General features: G+C 34.3%; 13 protein-coding genes. 7 read left to right on the top strand and 6 right to left on the bottom strand.

Annotated elements, in window-relative coordinates:
• The first annotated feature begins 177 nt into the window (after window positions 1-177).
• Complete coding sequence (locus AMQ68_RS14980; RefSeq protein WP_054511442.1) at window positions 178-3,525, top strand: methylmalonyl-CoA mutase family protein; 3,348 nt, start codon at window positions 178-180, stop codon at window positions 3,523-3,525.
• A gap of 98 nt (window positions 3,526-3,623) precedes the next feature.
• Here the strand turns inward: AMQ68_RS14980 and AMQ68_RS14975 are convergent, their stop codons facing one another.
• The gene (locus AMQ68_RS14975) at window positions 3,624-6,356 is read right to left on the bottom strand and encodes a pitrilysin family protein (protein ID WP_054511441.1); all 2,733 of its coding nucleotides are present in this window, start codon (window positions 6,354-6,356) and stop codon (window positions 3,624-3,626) included.
• 124 nt (window positions 6,357-6,480) lie between these two features.
• On the opposite strand from AMQ68_RS14975, the gene AMQ68_RS14970 reads away from it, so the two are divergent.
• The 3 genes from AMQ68_RS14970 to AMQ68_RS14960 all read left to right on the top strand — a co-directional run bounded on the left by AMQ68_RS14970 (window position 6,481) and on the right by AMQ68_RS14960 (window position 9,449).
• Complete coding sequence (locus AMQ68_RS14970; RefSeq protein WP_054511440.1) at window positions 6,481-7,191, top strand: diphthine--ammonia ligase; 711 nt, start codon at window positions 6,481-6,483, stop codon at window positions 7,189-7,191.
• Window positions 7,192-7,233: 42 nt separating this feature from the next.
• Window positions 7,234-8,130 carry a hypothetical protein gene (locus AMQ68_RS14965; protein WP_054511439.1) on the top strand — a complete coding sequence of 299 codons (897 nt, stop codon included), beginning with the start codon at window positions 7,234-7,236 and terminating at the stop codon, window positions 8,128-8,130.
• A 149-nt stretch (window positions 8,131-8,279) separates the two neighbouring features.
• Entirely contained in the window at window positions 8,280-9,449 is a 1,170-nt protein-coding gene (locus AMQ68_RS14960) for a serine hydrolase (RefSeq protein ID WP_054511846.1), read from the top strand.
• On the opposite strand, the gene AMQ68_RS14955 is transcribed toward AMQ68_RS14960, so the two are convergent.
• Window positions 9,430-10,152 (bottom strand): hypothetical protein, encoded by a 723-nt coding sequence (locus AMQ68_RS14955; protein WP_054511438.1) that lies wholly within the window; start codon window positions 10,150-10,152, stop codon window positions 9,430-9,432. The genes AMQ68_RS14960 and AMQ68_RS14955 overlap by 20 nt on opposite strands.
• 11 nt (window positions 10,153-10,163) lie before the next feature.
• Window positions 10,164-10,490, bottom strand: a complete 327-nt coding sequence (locus AMQ68_RS14950) for a PadR family transcriptional regulator (protein WP_054511437.1) — start codon at window positions 10,488-10,490, stop codon at window positions 10,164-10,166.
• A gap of 104 nt (window positions 10,491-10,594) precedes the next feature.
• Here AMQ68_RS14950 and AMQ68_RS14945 point away from each other — a divergent pair, with 104 nt between their 5' ends.
• Together AMQ68_RS14945 and ruvC are read left to right on the top strand one after the other, a co-directional pair.
• Window positions 10,595-11,125, top strand: a complete 531-nt coding sequence (locus AMQ68_RS14945; RefSeq protein ID WP_054511845.1) for a 2'-5' RNA ligase family protein — start codon at window positions 10,595-10,597, stop codon at window positions 11,123-11,125.
• Window positions 11,126-11,205: 80 nt separating this feature from the next.
• Window positions 11,206-11,760 carry a crossover junction endodeoxyribonuclease RuvC gene (gene ruvC / locus AMQ68_RS14940; RefSeq protein ID WP_054511436.1) on the top strand — a complete coding sequence of 185 codons (555 nt, stop codon included), beginning with the start codon at window positions 11,206-11,208 and terminating at the stop codon, window positions 11,758-11,760.
• A gap of 35 nt (window positions 11,761-11,795) precedes the next feature.
• Here ruvC and AMQ68_RS14935 read toward each other — a convergent pair whose 3' ends face one another.
• The 3 genes from AMQ68_RS14935 to AMQ68_RS14925 form a co-directional block, all read right to left on the bottom strand.
• Window positions 11,796-12,206, bottom strand: a complete 411-nt coding sequence (locus AMQ68_RS14935; protein ID WP_123905717.1) for a hypothetical protein — start codon at window positions 12,204-12,206, stop codon at window positions 11,796-11,798.
• A gap of 86 nt (window positions 12,207-12,292) precedes the next feature.
• On the bottom strand, window positions 12,293-12,760 hold the full coding sequence (locus tag AMQ68_RS14930) for a lipocalin family protein (protein ID WP_054511434.1): 468 nt from the start codon (window positions 12,758-12,760) through the stop codon (window positions 12,293-12,295).
• 51 nt (window positions 12,761-12,811) lie between these two features.
• Entirely contained in the window at window positions 12,812-14,719 is a 1,908-nt protein-coding gene (locus AMQ68_RS14925) for a GEVED domain-containing protein (RefSeq protein WP_054511433.1), read from the bottom strand.
• A 219-nt stretch (window positions 14,720-14,938) separates the two neighbouring features.
• Between AMQ68_RS14925 and AMQ68_RS14920 the strand changes: the two genes are divergently transcribed.
• Entirely contained in the window at window positions 14,939-16,009 is a 1,071-nt protein-coding gene (locus AMQ68_RS14920) for a DUF4407 domain-containing protein (RefSeq protein WP_054511432.1), read from the top strand.
• The last annotated feature ends 108 nt before the right edge of the window (window positions 16,010-16,117 follow it).

Genomic DNA, 16,117 nt, shown 5'->3' with positions numbered 1-16,117 from the left:
TATTAAGGCGCAAAAATAGATAATTTAGTTGTCATTCTTAAACGAATGTTTGTTCTCTTGGGGAAAATTATTTTACTGAAAAAGAAATAAAAATCTAATAATCAATATTTTAAACACAAAAAAAAGGTTGTTATTTTATTGTTATATTTGAGAATTCAGAAAATTTCTAGATTTTTTATGGAAACCCAAAAATATACTCCTAAAAACAAAGTAAGAATTGTAACCGCAGCGTCGTTATTTGACGGCCATGATGCAGCAATTAATATTATGCGACGTGTCATTCAGGGAACAGGATGTGAGGTCATCCACCTTGGTCACGACAAATCAGCAGAAGAAGTTGTAAACACAGCTATTCAGGAAGATGCCAATGCAATCGCCTTAACCTCATATCAAGGTGGCCACAACGAATATTTCAAATACATCTACGACCTTTTAAGGGAGAAAAACTCTCCGCAGATCAAAATTTTTGGTGGCGGTGGCGGTGTAATTCTACCCGAAGAAATTGAAGATATCATGTCTTATGGAATCGACAGGATTTATTCTCCGGATGATGGCCGTGAACTTGGTTTACAAGGTATGATTGATGATTTGGTGAAAAGATCAGATTTCGCAACCGGAAAAGAAGTCACAGCAGAGGATTTAGATTCAATTAATTTTGAAAATTCTACAAGTATTGCTAAAATCATTTCTGCCGTTGAAAACTTCTCAGAAGAAAAACCGGACTTGGTAAAAGCCATTGACGAAAAATCAAAAGACTTAAACATTCCAATCATCGGGATCACAGGTACTGGTGGAGCCGGAAAATCTTCTTTAACAGACGAATTGGTAAGACGTTTCTTACGTTCCAATACAGATAAAAAAATTGCTATTATCTCCATCGACCCTTCGAAAAAGAAAACCGGAGGTGCATTGTTGGGAGATAGAATCCGTATGAACGCGATCAATGATCCGAGAGTGTATATGCGTTCGATGGCAACGAGAGAGAACAACGTTTCTGTTTCTCCGTTTATTCATTCAGCTTTGAATGTGTTGAAACTGGCTCATCCGGATATTATCATTTTAGAAACTTCAGGGATTGGACAATCTGGTTCAGAAGTTTCAGATTTCGCAGATGTTTCCATGTATGTAATGACTCCTGAATATGGAGCTTCGACACAGTTGGAAAAAATCGACATGTTGGATTATGCAGATTTAGTTGCTTTAAATAAATCTGACAAACGTGGTGCTTTAGACGCACTTCAAGCCGTAAAAAAACAGTTCCAGAGAAACCATTTATTATGGGAAAGTCCGTTGGATGACATGCCTGTTTATGCAACCAAAGCATCTCAGTTTAACGATCACGGAACAACCGATTTATACAATAGATTAGTTGAAAAAGTAAATGATAAGTTTTCAGGTCTAAACCTAAAAGGTTTTGTTGAACAAGAAGTTTCTGAAGATATCACGATAATTCCTCCAAAAAGAGTTCGTTATTTATCTGAAATTGTTGAAAATAATAGAATTTATGACGCTAATGTTGAAAAACAGGCTGAATTAGCAAGAAAGATGTATCACATTGAAGGAGTGAAAAAATTCCTTTCAAATGAAACTTTAGATACTGAATATCAAAAAGCTGAAAAAGATCTTCAACAGGAAAATATCGACTTCCTAAAAACTTGGGACGATACGAAAGATGCTTTCAAGGCTGAGTTTTACTCTTATTTCGTTCGTGGAAAAGAAATTAAAGTTGAAACCTCTACAGAATCTTTATCACACTTAAGAATTCCGAAAATTTCTTTACCAAAATATACAGATTGGGGAGATTTGATCAAATGGAAAGGTCAGGAAAACCTTCCGGGAGGATTCCCTTATACAGCCGGAATTTATCCTTTCAAAAGAACTGGGGAAGATCCTACAAGGATGTTTGCCGGAGAAGGAGGCCCTGAAAGAACGAACAGAAGATTCCACTACGTTTCGGCGGAAATGGATGCAAAACGTTTGTCTACAGCATTTGACTCCGTTACTTTATACGGTCAAGATCCAGCATTACCACCAGATATCTATGGTAAAATCGGAAATGCAGGAGTTTCTATCGCAACGTTAGATGATGCTAAAAAATTGTATTCCGGATTTGATTTGGTGAATGCCATGACTTCCGTTTCCATGACGATCAACGGACCAGCTCCGATGCTATTAGCTTTCTTTATGAATACTGCGATCGATCAGAATGTTGAAAAATATATCGCTGAACATAAATTAGAAGCGAATGTTGAGAAGGCTTTAAAAGCAAAATTCGACGATAAAGGTTTAGAAAGACCAAAATATAACGGTGAATTACCTCCATCAAACAACGGTTTAGGATTAAAATTATTAGGACTTACCGGAGATGAAGTAATTCCTGCTGAAGCATACGCTGAAATTAAAGCTAAAACTATCGCGACTGTTCGTGGTACCGTTCAGGCTGATATTTTAAAAGAAGATCAAGCACAGAATACGTGTATTTTCTCTACTGAATTTGCCCTTAGATTAATGGGTGACGTTCAGGAATATTTCATTACCGAAAAAGTAAGAAACTTCTACTCGGTTTCTATTTCAGGATATCACATTGCAGAAGCGGGTGCAAACCCTGTTTCTCAGTTGGCATTTACCTTAGCGAATGGTTTCACATATGTGGAATACTATTTATCAAGAGGAATGGATATCAATGATTTTGCGCCTAACCTATCGTTCTTCTTCTCTAATGGTATTGACCCTGAATATTCAGTAATCGGACGTGTAGCAAGAAGAATTTGGGCAAAAGCCATGAAACTGAAATACGGTGCAGACGAAAGAAGCCAGATGTTGAAATACCACATCCAAACTTCAGGACGTTCGCTTCACGCTCAGGAAATTGATTTCAACGACATCAGAACAACGCTTCAAGCGCTTTATGCGATCTACGATAACTGTAACTCTCTTCACACGAATGCTTATGACGAGGCGATTACAACGCCGACTGAGCAATCTGTAAGAAGAGCAATGGCGATTCAGTTGATCATCAATAAAGAATTAGGATTAGCTAAAAATGAAAACCCGCTTCAAGGTTCATTTATCATTGAAGAATTGACAGATCTTGTTGAAGAAGCAGTATATGCAGAATTCGACAGAATCACCGAAAGAGGTGGAGTTCTTGGTGCTATGGAAACCATGTATCAACGTTCAAAAATTCAGGAAGAATCGATGCATTACGAATGGTTGAAACACACCGGAGAATATCCGATCATCGGGGTAAATACTTTCCTTGGAAAAGATGGTTCACCAACCGTTCGCCCAGGAGAAGTTATCCGTTCAACTGAGGAAGAAAAGCAGGTTCAAATTGAAACGCTTCATAACTTCCAACAATCGAATGAAGATAAATCTGAAGCCGCATTAAAAACATTGCAATACGCAGCCATCAACCAACAGAACTTATTTAATGTTATGATGGATGCCGTGAAATATTGTTCTCTAGGACAAATTACCAATGCTTTGTTTGAAGTAGGTGGTAAGTACAGAAGAAATATGTAACGGCTGGGCCGTAGCCAATTATTGGTAAATCTCACAAAATACAAAACCTCACAGTAACACACACTGTGAGGTTTTTATTTGCTAAAATTTGAGTTATTTTATTTTTTATTAAAATCTCCTGCAAAAACAGAGATCACCTTACTTTCAGAAATATATTTTTTCAAGGCTGCATTTACTTCTGTCAATTTCAGATTATGAATTTTTGAATTCTGCTCGTCAAATCTTTCCAATGGAACCCCAAAAAGAAGTTGGGTATTCACAAGATTAATAAGCATATTGTCTGAACCTAAATTGGTCTTTCTTTCGTTTGCATAACTTTTCTTGTTAGAATCTAATTCCTCCTGCGTAAATCCTGAGGCTAGCGCTTTGCTTACTTCTTCCTTCACAGCAGCTTCTACGGCATCTCTCTTCGTTGGATTCAGGTATGCATAATAGTTCCATGACGCAACATCATTGGTAACGGGAACGTTTAGATAAGAACCTACTCCATACGAAATTCCGTCTTTTTCACGCAACCTCATCGGTAATCTGGCAGAAAGAAATCCTCCACTTCCTAAAATTTCATTAGCCATAACCAATGCAGGATAATCTGGGCTATCCTGAGCCATTTTAAAACTTGAAGTTCCAAGAGCTACCGCATTTTCTTTATCCGGAGTAATGATATTTTTATCTTGTTTCTTCGTTTCAAAGAAGGTAGGTTTTACCTCAACAAATTTAGATTTAGCAGTAAATTTCCCAAATGTTTTCTCCAATTCTGTAGAAGCTAGTTTTGCATCAATACTTCCTATCAAAGTCCCTGCTCCATCTGAAGCTCCCATAATATTTTGATAGAAATCTGCAACTTGAGCTCTTGTTACTTTTTTATTATTATCAATTTGTTCCTGTAAAGATGCCACATAGAAAATACTTGTTTTTGGATAGGGTGAAGCCAATCTTTGTAATTCATTCCTTGCAATGGCATTCGGATCTTTTAGCTGTCCTTCCAACCAAGTATTCGTTTCGGTTACTGTTTTGGTAAGTTCATTTTCCGGAAAGGTAGAATTTGTAAGGATATCCTGTACAATAGCCATTACTTTCGGGTAATATTGTTTGTACGTATTTACATTGATAACTAAATTCTGCCCATAAACATAAGCATTTACAGAAGATTTCATTTGATCAAGATCATCCTGAATCTGCTCTTTTGTTCGCGTTTTAGTTCCTGATTTTAATAGAGCAGCAGTGATACTTGCTACTGCATCTTTCCCTTCAAGATCTTTTTCATTTCCAATTCTGAATCGGAAATTTCCCTGAATTTTTTCTCCTTTAAGTTCTTTATTAATTAATCCGTATTTCATTCCGTTAGAAAGCTTTCCTTCGGTAAGGTTTTTCTTAACATTCGCAATAGTAGCTTCAAAAGGAGCTGCCTCTTTTTCTATGGCTCTACCTTTATAGTCTTTTACCAAATCAGCAATCTGATTGTCTCTGAATTCAGTAGGTGCAACTCTCTCTTCATTAGGAGAAGGACGGAAAACGCCAATGGTACGGTTGTTATTTTTGAAATACTTCTGAGCTACTCTGTTGATATCTTCCAGTTTAAGGTTCTCTACATTATCACGATACAGGAAGTTCAATTTATAATTTCCGGCTCCAACAATTTCTGTAAGTCCGATCGCATAATTAATGGTATTATTTTTTTCGTTTTCGATGTCTTTTACCAATTTTGCTTTCGCTCTTTTAAGATCTTCTGCTGTAAACTTTATGCTGGATACTTTGTCTAGTTCTGTTTTTACAAGCTTTGTTGTTTCATCCAGATTTTTATCTTTTGGAACATCAAAATTAAAATAAACCATTCCCGGATCTCTTACCACCGGACTGAATGTCCAGATAGAAGAAACCTTCTGTGTTTCCACTAAATTTTTATACAGATATCCTGAAGGATCAGAAGTTAGAATCTCATATAGTGCAGACAAAGCCGCATAATCTTTATCGGCAAAAGCAGGCGTATGATATCCTGCAGCAATGATCTGCTGATCATTATTTCTCTTAACCTCAAAATATTTTTCTCCATTTTGAGCAGGCTCTACCGTATATGTTCCACCCAATTCACGGGTTGGTTTTGCTAATCCTGAAAAATAATCTGTTATGTATTTTAGGGCACTTTTTTCATCAAACTTTCCGGCGATAATTAAGGTTGCATTATCCGGCTGATAATATTTTTCATAGAATTTTCTTAATGTTGGTGCCTTTACACGCTCAATATCTTCTTTACTCCCGATGGTGCTGTTTCCGTAATTATGCCAAGTATATCCGTTAGAAAATACATTCTGAATCATCACTCTTGTCGGATTATTTTCTCCAATCTCAAATTCATTTCTTACAACAGAAAATTCTTTATCAAGATCTGTCTGTAAAATTGTAGCATTCAGCATTCGGTCGGCCTCCATCTGTAAAGACCACTTTAGGTTTTCTTCACTGGAAGGAAAGATTTCATAATAATTGGTTCTGTCAAACCAGGTAGTTCCATTAGCCTGCCCTCCTTTATCCGACAATTGCTTTTTTATGTCGCCCATATTCTTCGTGCTCTTGAACAACATATGTTCAAGTAAATGTGCCATTCCTTTCTCCCCATATCCTTCATCTTTTGAGCCTACATTATACACAATATTCACCACCATATTACTTTGTGATGCATCAGGAATTAAAAGAACTCTCATCCCATTTTTAAGGCTGTATTCTTTTACCCCTTCCGTATTACTGATAAATTTTGGAGCTTCCGTACTTTGCGAGAAAGCAGGGCTAATACTTCCTGTAAAAAATAGAACAGCAGTTCCCAATAATAAATTTTTCATCTCGTTTTATTTTTATTTGGTTTAAATTTAAAAAAAAATTGTTGGTCCTTACTTAAATAAGACAACTTAATTCACCAATTCGTTACATTTAACATAATAAATATCTATAAAATATCATCCTTACATGAAGCCAAAAGCCATTTTTAACTGGAGCAGCGGAAAAGATTCTGCTCTGGCACTATATAAAACCTTAAATGAAGATCATTTTGAAGTCACTTCCCTACTGACGAGTGTGAATGAAGAGTTTCAAAGAATTTCTATGCATGGCGTTCATATAGATCTTTTACAACAACAGGCTTCAAGTCTTGGAATTCCTTTAAAGATTATGCAAATTCCGAAAGAGCCTTCAATGGAGCAATATCGTGAGATCATGAATAAAACAATGACAGAAATACAATCGCAAGGAGTTACCCATTCCATTTTTGGAGATATTTTTCTGGAAGATCTTCGGAAGTATCGTGAGGAGCAATTACACGCTATCGGGATGGAAGCTGTTTTTCCTCTTTGGAAACAGAATACGCTAGACCTCATCCATGAATTTTTAGCTATCGGTTTTAAAACCATTGTTACTTGCGTGAACGAAACGTATTTAGATAAAAGTTTTGCAGGAAGAATTATTGATCAGGATTTTATTAATGACTTACCTGAAAACGTTGATCCTTGTGGAGAAAATGGAGAGTTTCACACCTTCACTTTTGATGGACCTATTTTTAAACAACCGGTCTCATTTGAAATCGGAGAAACCGTAAAGAAAACCTATCCCAAGCCCAAATCTGACGAGAACGATACAGAGGAAGAATATGTTTTCTGGTTTTGTGATCTGATCTCAAAATAATAGATAAAAGTTTTCGTTTATATCGTAAACTAAAACCATCTTATGAAACCATTTTTAAAAATTGAAAAACCTTGTGAAGAAGCGTTAGAAAAAATGCATGATCTTCCTGACGGGAAATTCTGCGATCTATGCTCAAAAAAAGTCTTAGACTTATCTAAGCTGAATGATTCGGAGATTTTTAATATTATTCTGCAAAACAAAGGCGAACAATTCTGTGGAATCGTTTTTAAGAGACCGTTAAACCTAGCTTTACAACCTGAAATTTCATTTTCACACAACCATCATCCAAGAAAAACTTCTTTTACTAAGATCGCAGCTGGATTGGCTTTAACAGCAAGTATGATTAATTCTTATCCCGCACAGACAAAAGTTGTCGCCAAAACTGAATTTGTATCTTCCCCATCAAAAATAGCTAAAGAGAATCAGAAAAAAGAAGATAAAACAGGTGACGGGAATATGATTATTTCAGGGAAAGTTTTAATTAAAGGAACCAATAAACCGGGCCCGGAAACCACAATTCATTTTATTACTCCTCAAAAGGTATACTCTGCAAAAACAGACGTTCAAGGTTTCTACAATTTGGAGGTTCCACAAGAAAGCGTCAAAACAGAAAATCTACTCGAATTTAGTCCCGAAGGTTATCATTATGCGGGAAAATTAATGATCTTCAAAAAGGAGGAGCTCCTTAAAAAAAACACGTTATATCTTACAGAAAACGAGGGAATAAAAGAATACGGAGGTGTTTCTGCAGAAGGATTATTTGCCAATGAAAAATCTTTAGTCTTTTTAGGCGGAAAAAAATTAGACTATAAAATGTTCAATAAAAGTTTCTCTCTATTCTATAACAAATACGAAGTATACTATATTCCGAAAGCATTTATAAAAGTCTTTACGACAGATGAAAATATAAATGATCTGTTTATTACATTCGTCAAATAGAAGCCTGTACATTTCTTTGCTTAATGTATGGTTGACCTCGGAAGATAAAAACTACTTTAATATTATTTACTCCAAACCTCTTAAGTGAAATTAAGCGGTTTTTCTTATTTTTGAAAAACAAAGTTGATTCAAAAATTATTTACCCTAAAATGACACAAAAAAAATATTCTTTTTTCGCACTTCTCTTCCTTTTGGTTACCATCATTTCATGTGAGAAAAATGAAATTAAACAGATAGCAGCTCAGCCAATTGACAAAAATGCGATCATAGATTCTACGATCACCGCTTTTGAAAAAAAATTACTGGAGCAGCAGATAGATTCTGTATTTAAGAAATATAACTTTAATGGAAGTGTTGCTGTTTTCAAAGATTCTACTAAGCTATATCAAAAAGAAAACGGATTTTCAGATTTTAAAACAAAAACGAAAATTGACGATCATACTCTTTTCGCTATTGGCTCAATAAGCAAGCAGTTCACTGCCGTTATGGTCTTACTTGAAATGGAGAAAGGAAAACTAAAGACTGATGATAAAGTATCGAAATATTTAACAGAATTTCAGACTAAAGAATATGAAAACATCACCATTCATCAACTTTTAAATCATACTTCGGGATTGAATTTATTTGGAGGAAAACTGATGTTTAAAAGTGGTTCAAACTTTTTCTATTCCAATGATGGATTTAATGCACTCGGAAAGATCATTGAAAAGGTATCAGGAAGATCTTATGACGAAAATGTGTTGGATCTGTTTAAAAAAGCAGGAATGAACAGTTCTTCTACAGGAAATGTTTTTAAAGGAACTGATTTTGCCTCGGCTTATCTTGGTAACACAAAGAATGCTGAGCTCATCCAGAATATGCCTAAAAGACTAGGCGGAAAAGAAATCGGAATTCCCGCAGGAGGTATTCTTTCGACCATTCAGGATTTGAATACTTGGAATAACGCTTTATATGGTGGGAAAATTTTAAATCAGGAAACGCTTCAAAAATTCATGGCAAAAAGTTCAGAAAGACAACATCAAATCTTCGGAAAAATGGGCTATGGCTACGGAATCATGCTTAATATTGGAAAACCGAATGCCTATTTCCACAGCGGATATATTAAAGGCTCCCCTTCTCTGAATATTTATTACCCTGAAACCAAAACCTCTGTTATTATCTTATCTAATATTGCGGATGAAGAAAAAGGGAAAAGCTCCATCTTCAGACCTCATATCGAAATAAAGAAAATCACAGACGGGATAGAAAATACAGTGATTGATTTAAGAACAGAAATGATGACCCCGAACGAAGAACTTATTAGCCACCGGAAGGATTAAGAGAATTTTGAAGTCTTATAATTGTTTTTTTATGCTCAAAGAAATTGATGAGGAAAAAGATAATCATAGTTTGTACTAAAAATGGAAGAATTAAAGTAACCAAAATAAAAAGAATATGCGTGGTGTCTCCTGTCTTAAAAAACAAATAGCCATACTTCCCTTCCTTTGAAATAATCTGAGCCATTGAAGTTGTGCATATAAGCAATAACCCCATATTTTGCTGATACATGGTGTAAAACAATCTTCCTTTGTATTTAAAATCTGTTTTGATATACTTTCTCATTTTGTAATTACTTATTAACACCAGTAAAGGAGCAATAAGAAACAGACAATTTTGTGCTCTAAAGAATGAAGTATATGTTTCCGTACTATCTGAAAAATAAATTAACAACAGACTCATTCCAAAAGAGAGCAACCCCAATAAAAGTGATTTTTTGAGAATATTATTATATCGTTCTTTCACAATTTTCTTAACAATGACAGGAATTTTCTCTGAATAAAAAGCATAATAATGGGTCAGCTTAAATTCGCTTTCCCATAATTTTTTAGTTTTATGAAATGCTTCATCAAAATCTAAATTATCATTACACTGAATTTCTAAAACCTGAGAAATCATATGATCTTTCACTTCAAATAAGATATCCAAAGGCAATTTTTGAAAAATAAGATAACCTGTTATTTGTTTTTCCTGTTCTGCTGTCATCACTTGTGTATTTAACTGATATTAAAAATTGTACTTAAATTAAAAAGATAGCTTTTCATTTCATCCTCCTGCACCGCCTGTTGCTTCTTACCTTTTTCTGTTAAAAGATAGTATTTACGATCTCTTCCGTTAATTTTCTGAATTTCAGAAATAATCATCTCTTCACTTTCCAACTTATGCAAAATTGGATATAGAGCGCCTTCTGTCATTTCCAATTCCCCTTTTGTCAATTCTTTGGCATGTTGGGTAATTTGGTAACCATACATTTTAACTTCTTTGGCGAGAAGTTTTAAAATGATATTCTGAAGCGTTCCTTTGTAAAGACTATTTTTTTTCAATCTGACCTCTTTTATACTTAGCAAACTTATGCATAATTTTCTTATGTATCAATATTTATTTAAAAAATTGAAACTGAAAATAATTAATGTCTTATTTTAGACCCATGAAAAAGCTTTATTTCATCGCCGTATTTCCGCCTCAACAGATCATTGATGAGGTCAACTTATTTAAGCAAGATTTAGCCTCAAACTACGATAATTCAAAAGCGTTAAAAAATGAGGCACATATTACGTTGTTTCCTCCTTTCTCCAGAGAAATAAAATTAGAAGAAGATCTTCATATTGCATTTCAAAAAATTGATACCAATCTTTCTCCTTTTGAAATTACATTGAATGGTTTCGATGGCTTTTCGAATCCTAAAAACCCTGTTCTTTTTATAAAGCCTGAAGCCAATGATCATTTAATAGAGCTTTATAATCGGGTAAAGCAACAATTTAATTTTATGAAATATTCTTTCAATCCTCATATTACAGTAGGTTATAGAAATTTAAGCTTTGATAATTATCTAAAAGCAATTGAAGTATATAAGGACAAAGAATATAAAACTAAATTCATCGTTGAAAAAATAACCTTACTCCGTCACGATGGAAAATGGGTCCCTATCGCTGAGAAAAAGTTAAATACAATTCTTTAACACAAAAAAGCAAGTGTAAAAATGATTAACTATTTTTCTTTTATCTCTTAACAATTAAGGAAAGTCATATCTTTGGCTCAATGATTTCAGAAAAAATAATTTTAGGAATAGATCCTGGAACCGCTATTATGGGTTTCGGTATTATTTCCGTTAAGAAGGGCAATATGGAGATGGTTTCAATTCATGAATTGATATTAAAAAAATACCCTAATCACGAAACTAAACTTAAATATATCTTCGACAAAACCTTGGCACTAATTGATGAATACCATCCCGATGAGGTAGCTCTTGAGGCTCCTTTCTTTGGGAAAAACGTACAAAGTATGCTTAAATTAGGCCGTGCCCAAGGCGTCGCAATGGCGGCAAGTTTATATAGAAATATTCCTATCACAGAATATTCTCCCAAAAAGATAAAAATGGCGATTACCGGAAACGGAAATGCCAGTAAGGAACAGGTAGCAGGAATGCTGAAAAATTTATTAAAATTAAAAGAATTTCCAACAAAATATCTTGATGCATCGGATGGATTAGCCGTTGCGGTTTGCCACCACTTTAATTCAGGAACCATTAGCAGTGATAAATCTTATACAGGCTGGGACAGCTTTTTAAAACAAAATCCGGATCGCTTGAAATAAGCCTCCGGATTTTTTTGATGAGTTTATCACCTCAATTATTTCTTTTTATATTCCGTAGAAGTAATGATGAAATCAGCCGTAGGTTTTCCGTTTTTATCGTAATAAAAATACTTCAACGTCACATCATTATCCCGAAACTCCTGCATGTCTGCAGAGGTCTTAATGGCATTCAATGCACCTTCTTTTACTTCTTTCTTAAAGATATTGATCTCTTCTTCTGTTACATTCTCTTTTACATCCTGTATCAATGTATAATTGTACCTAAAGATTTTATTGGGCTTTGAAGAAACACTGTCCAGACGTATTCCGTCATTAAGAATCTGGGGAGTAAGTTTATTCATATTAATTGCTGCTTCTTTCAATTCATCATCAATTGTTTTCTTTTTATTACAAGAGACTATAATTAATAGAAATGAAGCTAATGAAACGGCGATTAGATTTTTCATAATTAAAAATTTTGATGATTTGATTCTTAAAGTTAAGGTTATTTCAACTAAAATAATCAAACATCTGTATATCATTAATTTAAAACTCACTTCTGCTTTTCATACACCTCTTCAATTTCTCTTACTTTACCCTCAAGAATATCATGATATAGGATAGCAAATTTTTCCGGAGAAAGTATTTTATATTGATCTAACCTTTTTAAATCTGCATCTAAATACGAAAAAGCACTTTGATTGATGGTTACCTGAATTTTACCCGATGAATTTTTAATAGAACAATCTTTACCTGTAGCATAATTTTTAGTAAGAAAGATACCTCCACCTTCTTTCTCGAATACAAGAGTGTACTTTTTCATACATTCATGCAGCGGATAGATTTTTTTTTCAGTTCCATCAACATAATTTTTTTCTATCAATTTCCAGCTTCCTAAAAAATATTCAGCCTCATTTTTTGCAGAAAGCGTAGGTTTACTTCTTGCATCTTTATTTTTCTGCTGAGACTGGCAGTTACTCATCAATATGAATAATAAAATAATACTTATAATTTTCCCCATGTTATTTTATAAACAAAAAAGAAGCCCTTTAAAAAAGGGCCTCTCATAGATTTAGTTATTTAAGAATTTCTTAGATCCTTTTTTATCTTTATCTGAATAATTAATAATGTAAGCTCCTTTTACCAATTCTTGGTTCACCTGAACTTCATTCGTTTTAGAATTTCCTTTTTGGATTAATTTTCCACTTAAGTCATATATCTGATAATCTCCAAATACATTGTTTTTAGCGCCTACAAGAGTAAGCTTATTCTCACCTTTTGAATATACAATCTTAACATCTGAATTTTCTTTAGTTTCAGAAGTTCCCAATACACCTAGAATTTTCACCGCATAATCTTCTACCTGACCATATTGTAACTGTGAGCACGGAGTAACATCAGGAAGTACTGCCGAAGCAAATGTTGCAGCATCTACTGCCACTCTCATTCTTAAATATGTATCCTTTACCGCAGAAGCCGGTGGAGTAATATTATTGGTAAGTGTTATTGAAGCTCCTGAAGCCATAGCGGTTGCCGACGTATTATTCACAACCAATTCAGATTCTTCAAAAGAACCATTGTTATTATAATCTATCCAAACCTTTGTTTTGAATTTATCTGCCTGATTAAACCCATTCATATAACTTATTTTCAACGGAGTACTAGAGTTTGAAGAAATCTCTGTAGCATATGAAGGTCTAATACAAGTTGCTGTAGAATAATCAGCATAATATATTGGTGATGGCTCATCAGAGTCATACCCATTTGTTGTACTATTTATAGATGCAAAACTAACTTTATAAGGTCCTATTGCAAAATTGTTATTGGTTGGATGTGCAGTCCCCACAGGACTACATTGTGCCGCAATAACAGAAACCGGAGAAGGAACAACAACTGCCAGATCTTTTCCTGCTGTAGAATTCATTAGATTCTTTCTATATTCCATCATCATCAGTATTGCTCTGTCTCTTTGTCCGTCTGTAAATTTACGTTCCACATTCGTGTAGTTCATGATATTATACTGCGTTCCATCATAATTCTGACTCGTACAAGGATCTGTAGCGGTATTATTAGGAACATTCACTCCGTACATACTTCTAGATGGAGATGTATCACAAACTCTGTCTCCGTCTGTTGCGCAGTTATTATTTACTGGGCAAGCATTCTGGTTAGTATAGGAAACTCCTTGGAAAGTATGGTACAAACCAAATGCATGTCCCAATTCATGAGTAAGTGTAGTATCATTTGAGTTTTTAATGGTAGCTACTTTCATAAAACTCTCATAGCTATAATCATAAGCATCAGGGAACATTGCATATCCCATTAATCCATAAGATAATAGCTGTTGTCCATCGAAACCAGTCACTACATAGATATTAAAATAAGAGGTCTCCGGCCAGTGCGGAGCAAGTTGGTTTTTAATGTCATAATCAGCAGCTCCGTTGTTCCCTTGCATTTTTACTCCATAGGTATCATAAGAAGGAAGTACACTTCCATTGTATCTTACAATTCCTGTTGTAGGTGTACAGCTAGGAGATCTTTTGGCTAATACAAGCTTAAATGGCATTACTGCTCCACCCGTTGGGCCTGTACCTTCTGGATAGAAACCATTACCATACGTAGTAGCATACATTCTATTCGCTCTATCAATCCAATTGATAATTTCCTGATCTGTTAACGCTAAACTTGAATTGGCAGCAGCTTGCGATTCAATTACGTGTATTACTACTGGAATTTCATAAACCTGTCCGGTATATAAACCATTCCATGAAGTTGTTGCTCCGAATTTATTTAAATATGATTGTTTATTAATAGTTGCAAAATTTTCATCTGCCACTTCTCTTTTTTTCTTTAAGTCTGGATATCGATGATCCATTTTCTTCATTACAACATCAAAACCACAATCTTTCTGTTGATTTTGAGAAAATGCATTAATAAAAGCCATTAACGCAACAAAGCTAATAATTCTCTTTATTTTCATATTTTTTATTATTTTATTGACTGCAAAACTATGTTTTTTTCATTAAAATGCAAATTCTAATGAGAGAAAAGAAGTAAACTCACAATCAACATTAATTTTATCCTGTAAAATACTTATTTATACTATTTTAAACTTAAAACCTACTATACTTGGTAAAACATAATACTATCTTTAACATTGGTACGATTTTTAGTATTACTTTTGTATAAATTTTCAATAATGAAAAACAATCAACAAACTATAAATCAAGTGAATCATAAGATTAATTGGTTCCAGAAGTTTCTGATGGTTTGCTCCGGAGGAAACCTTCATATTTTAAGAAAAACACCCAGTGAGTGGAATAAGTTCGCAGGAATAGGAGGCATCGTTCTATTCACTGCTATTTTTGCAACTCTTTCTGCCGGTTATGCAATGTTTACCGTATTTGATAATATTTGGGCATCTACAGGCTTCGGAATTTTGTGGGGATTAATGATTTTTAATCTTGACCGGTACATTGTCTCGTCCATCAAAAAAACAGGAACATGGTGGAATCAGATTTTAATGGCAATTCCCCGTTTAATCTTAGCCACTTTTTTAGGAATTATTATTTCTAAACCTTTAGAGCTTAAAATTTTTGAGAAAGAAGTTAATAAACAGTTGAATACTATTATTCAGAGAAACAAGAAACAGCTTCAAGGGGAAATGAACGGAAGGATCTTGCAACAAAGCGGACCTTTTGAAACAGAAAAGAAACAAATTTCAGAAAAGGTTGTTCAATATCAAAAATCCTATGATTCTGCTGCTGTAGAATTAGAAAAGGAAATTTTAGGAAAGCAATCTGGATTAACGAGTGGAAAAGAAGGTTTCGGATCCAATGCAAAACGTAAGCAGGAACTTAAAGAGCAACGCAGACAGGATTTAGAAAACTATCAAAAACAAGTATCTCCGCGATTAGAATATCTAGATAAAGAGATCTCAAAAGTATATACGAATCTTGAGACCGAAAGAAAGTCTACAGAAACCTTTGAAGATAAATTCAACGGATTTGCAGCAAGACTTCAGGCGCTAGACGAATTAGGAAAAAACTCAGCGATTATTGCCTTAGCTGCCACTTTTATTATGGGGCTTTTTATCTGCCTGGAAATATCACCTGTTCTCGTAAAGCTAATTTCAGCGGTTGGACCTTATGATCATCTCCTGGAAAAAACCGAAAATGATTTCCGTTTGTATGCCAAAGAAAAAATAGAAAAAGGAAATGCCCTCACCGATTTCCGAATCGAAGATTTTAAAGACAATTTAGACAAATAAAACTTTTACAATTATATAACTAAACCTTCCCGTTGATGCTGGAAGGTTTTTTAGTTTTAAATATTAATTTACCTCATCATTTTTCAATAATTAAATCTTTATCCTTAA

Source organism: Chryseobacterium sp. ERMR1:04, from assembly GCF_001297705.1.
GTDB lineage: Bacteria > Bacteroidota > Bacteroidia > Flavobacteriales > Weeksellaceae > Chryseobacterium.
The sequence above is the reverse complement of the archived record's forward strand: the minus strand, read 5'-3'. Positions and strand labels throughout refer to the sequence as shown.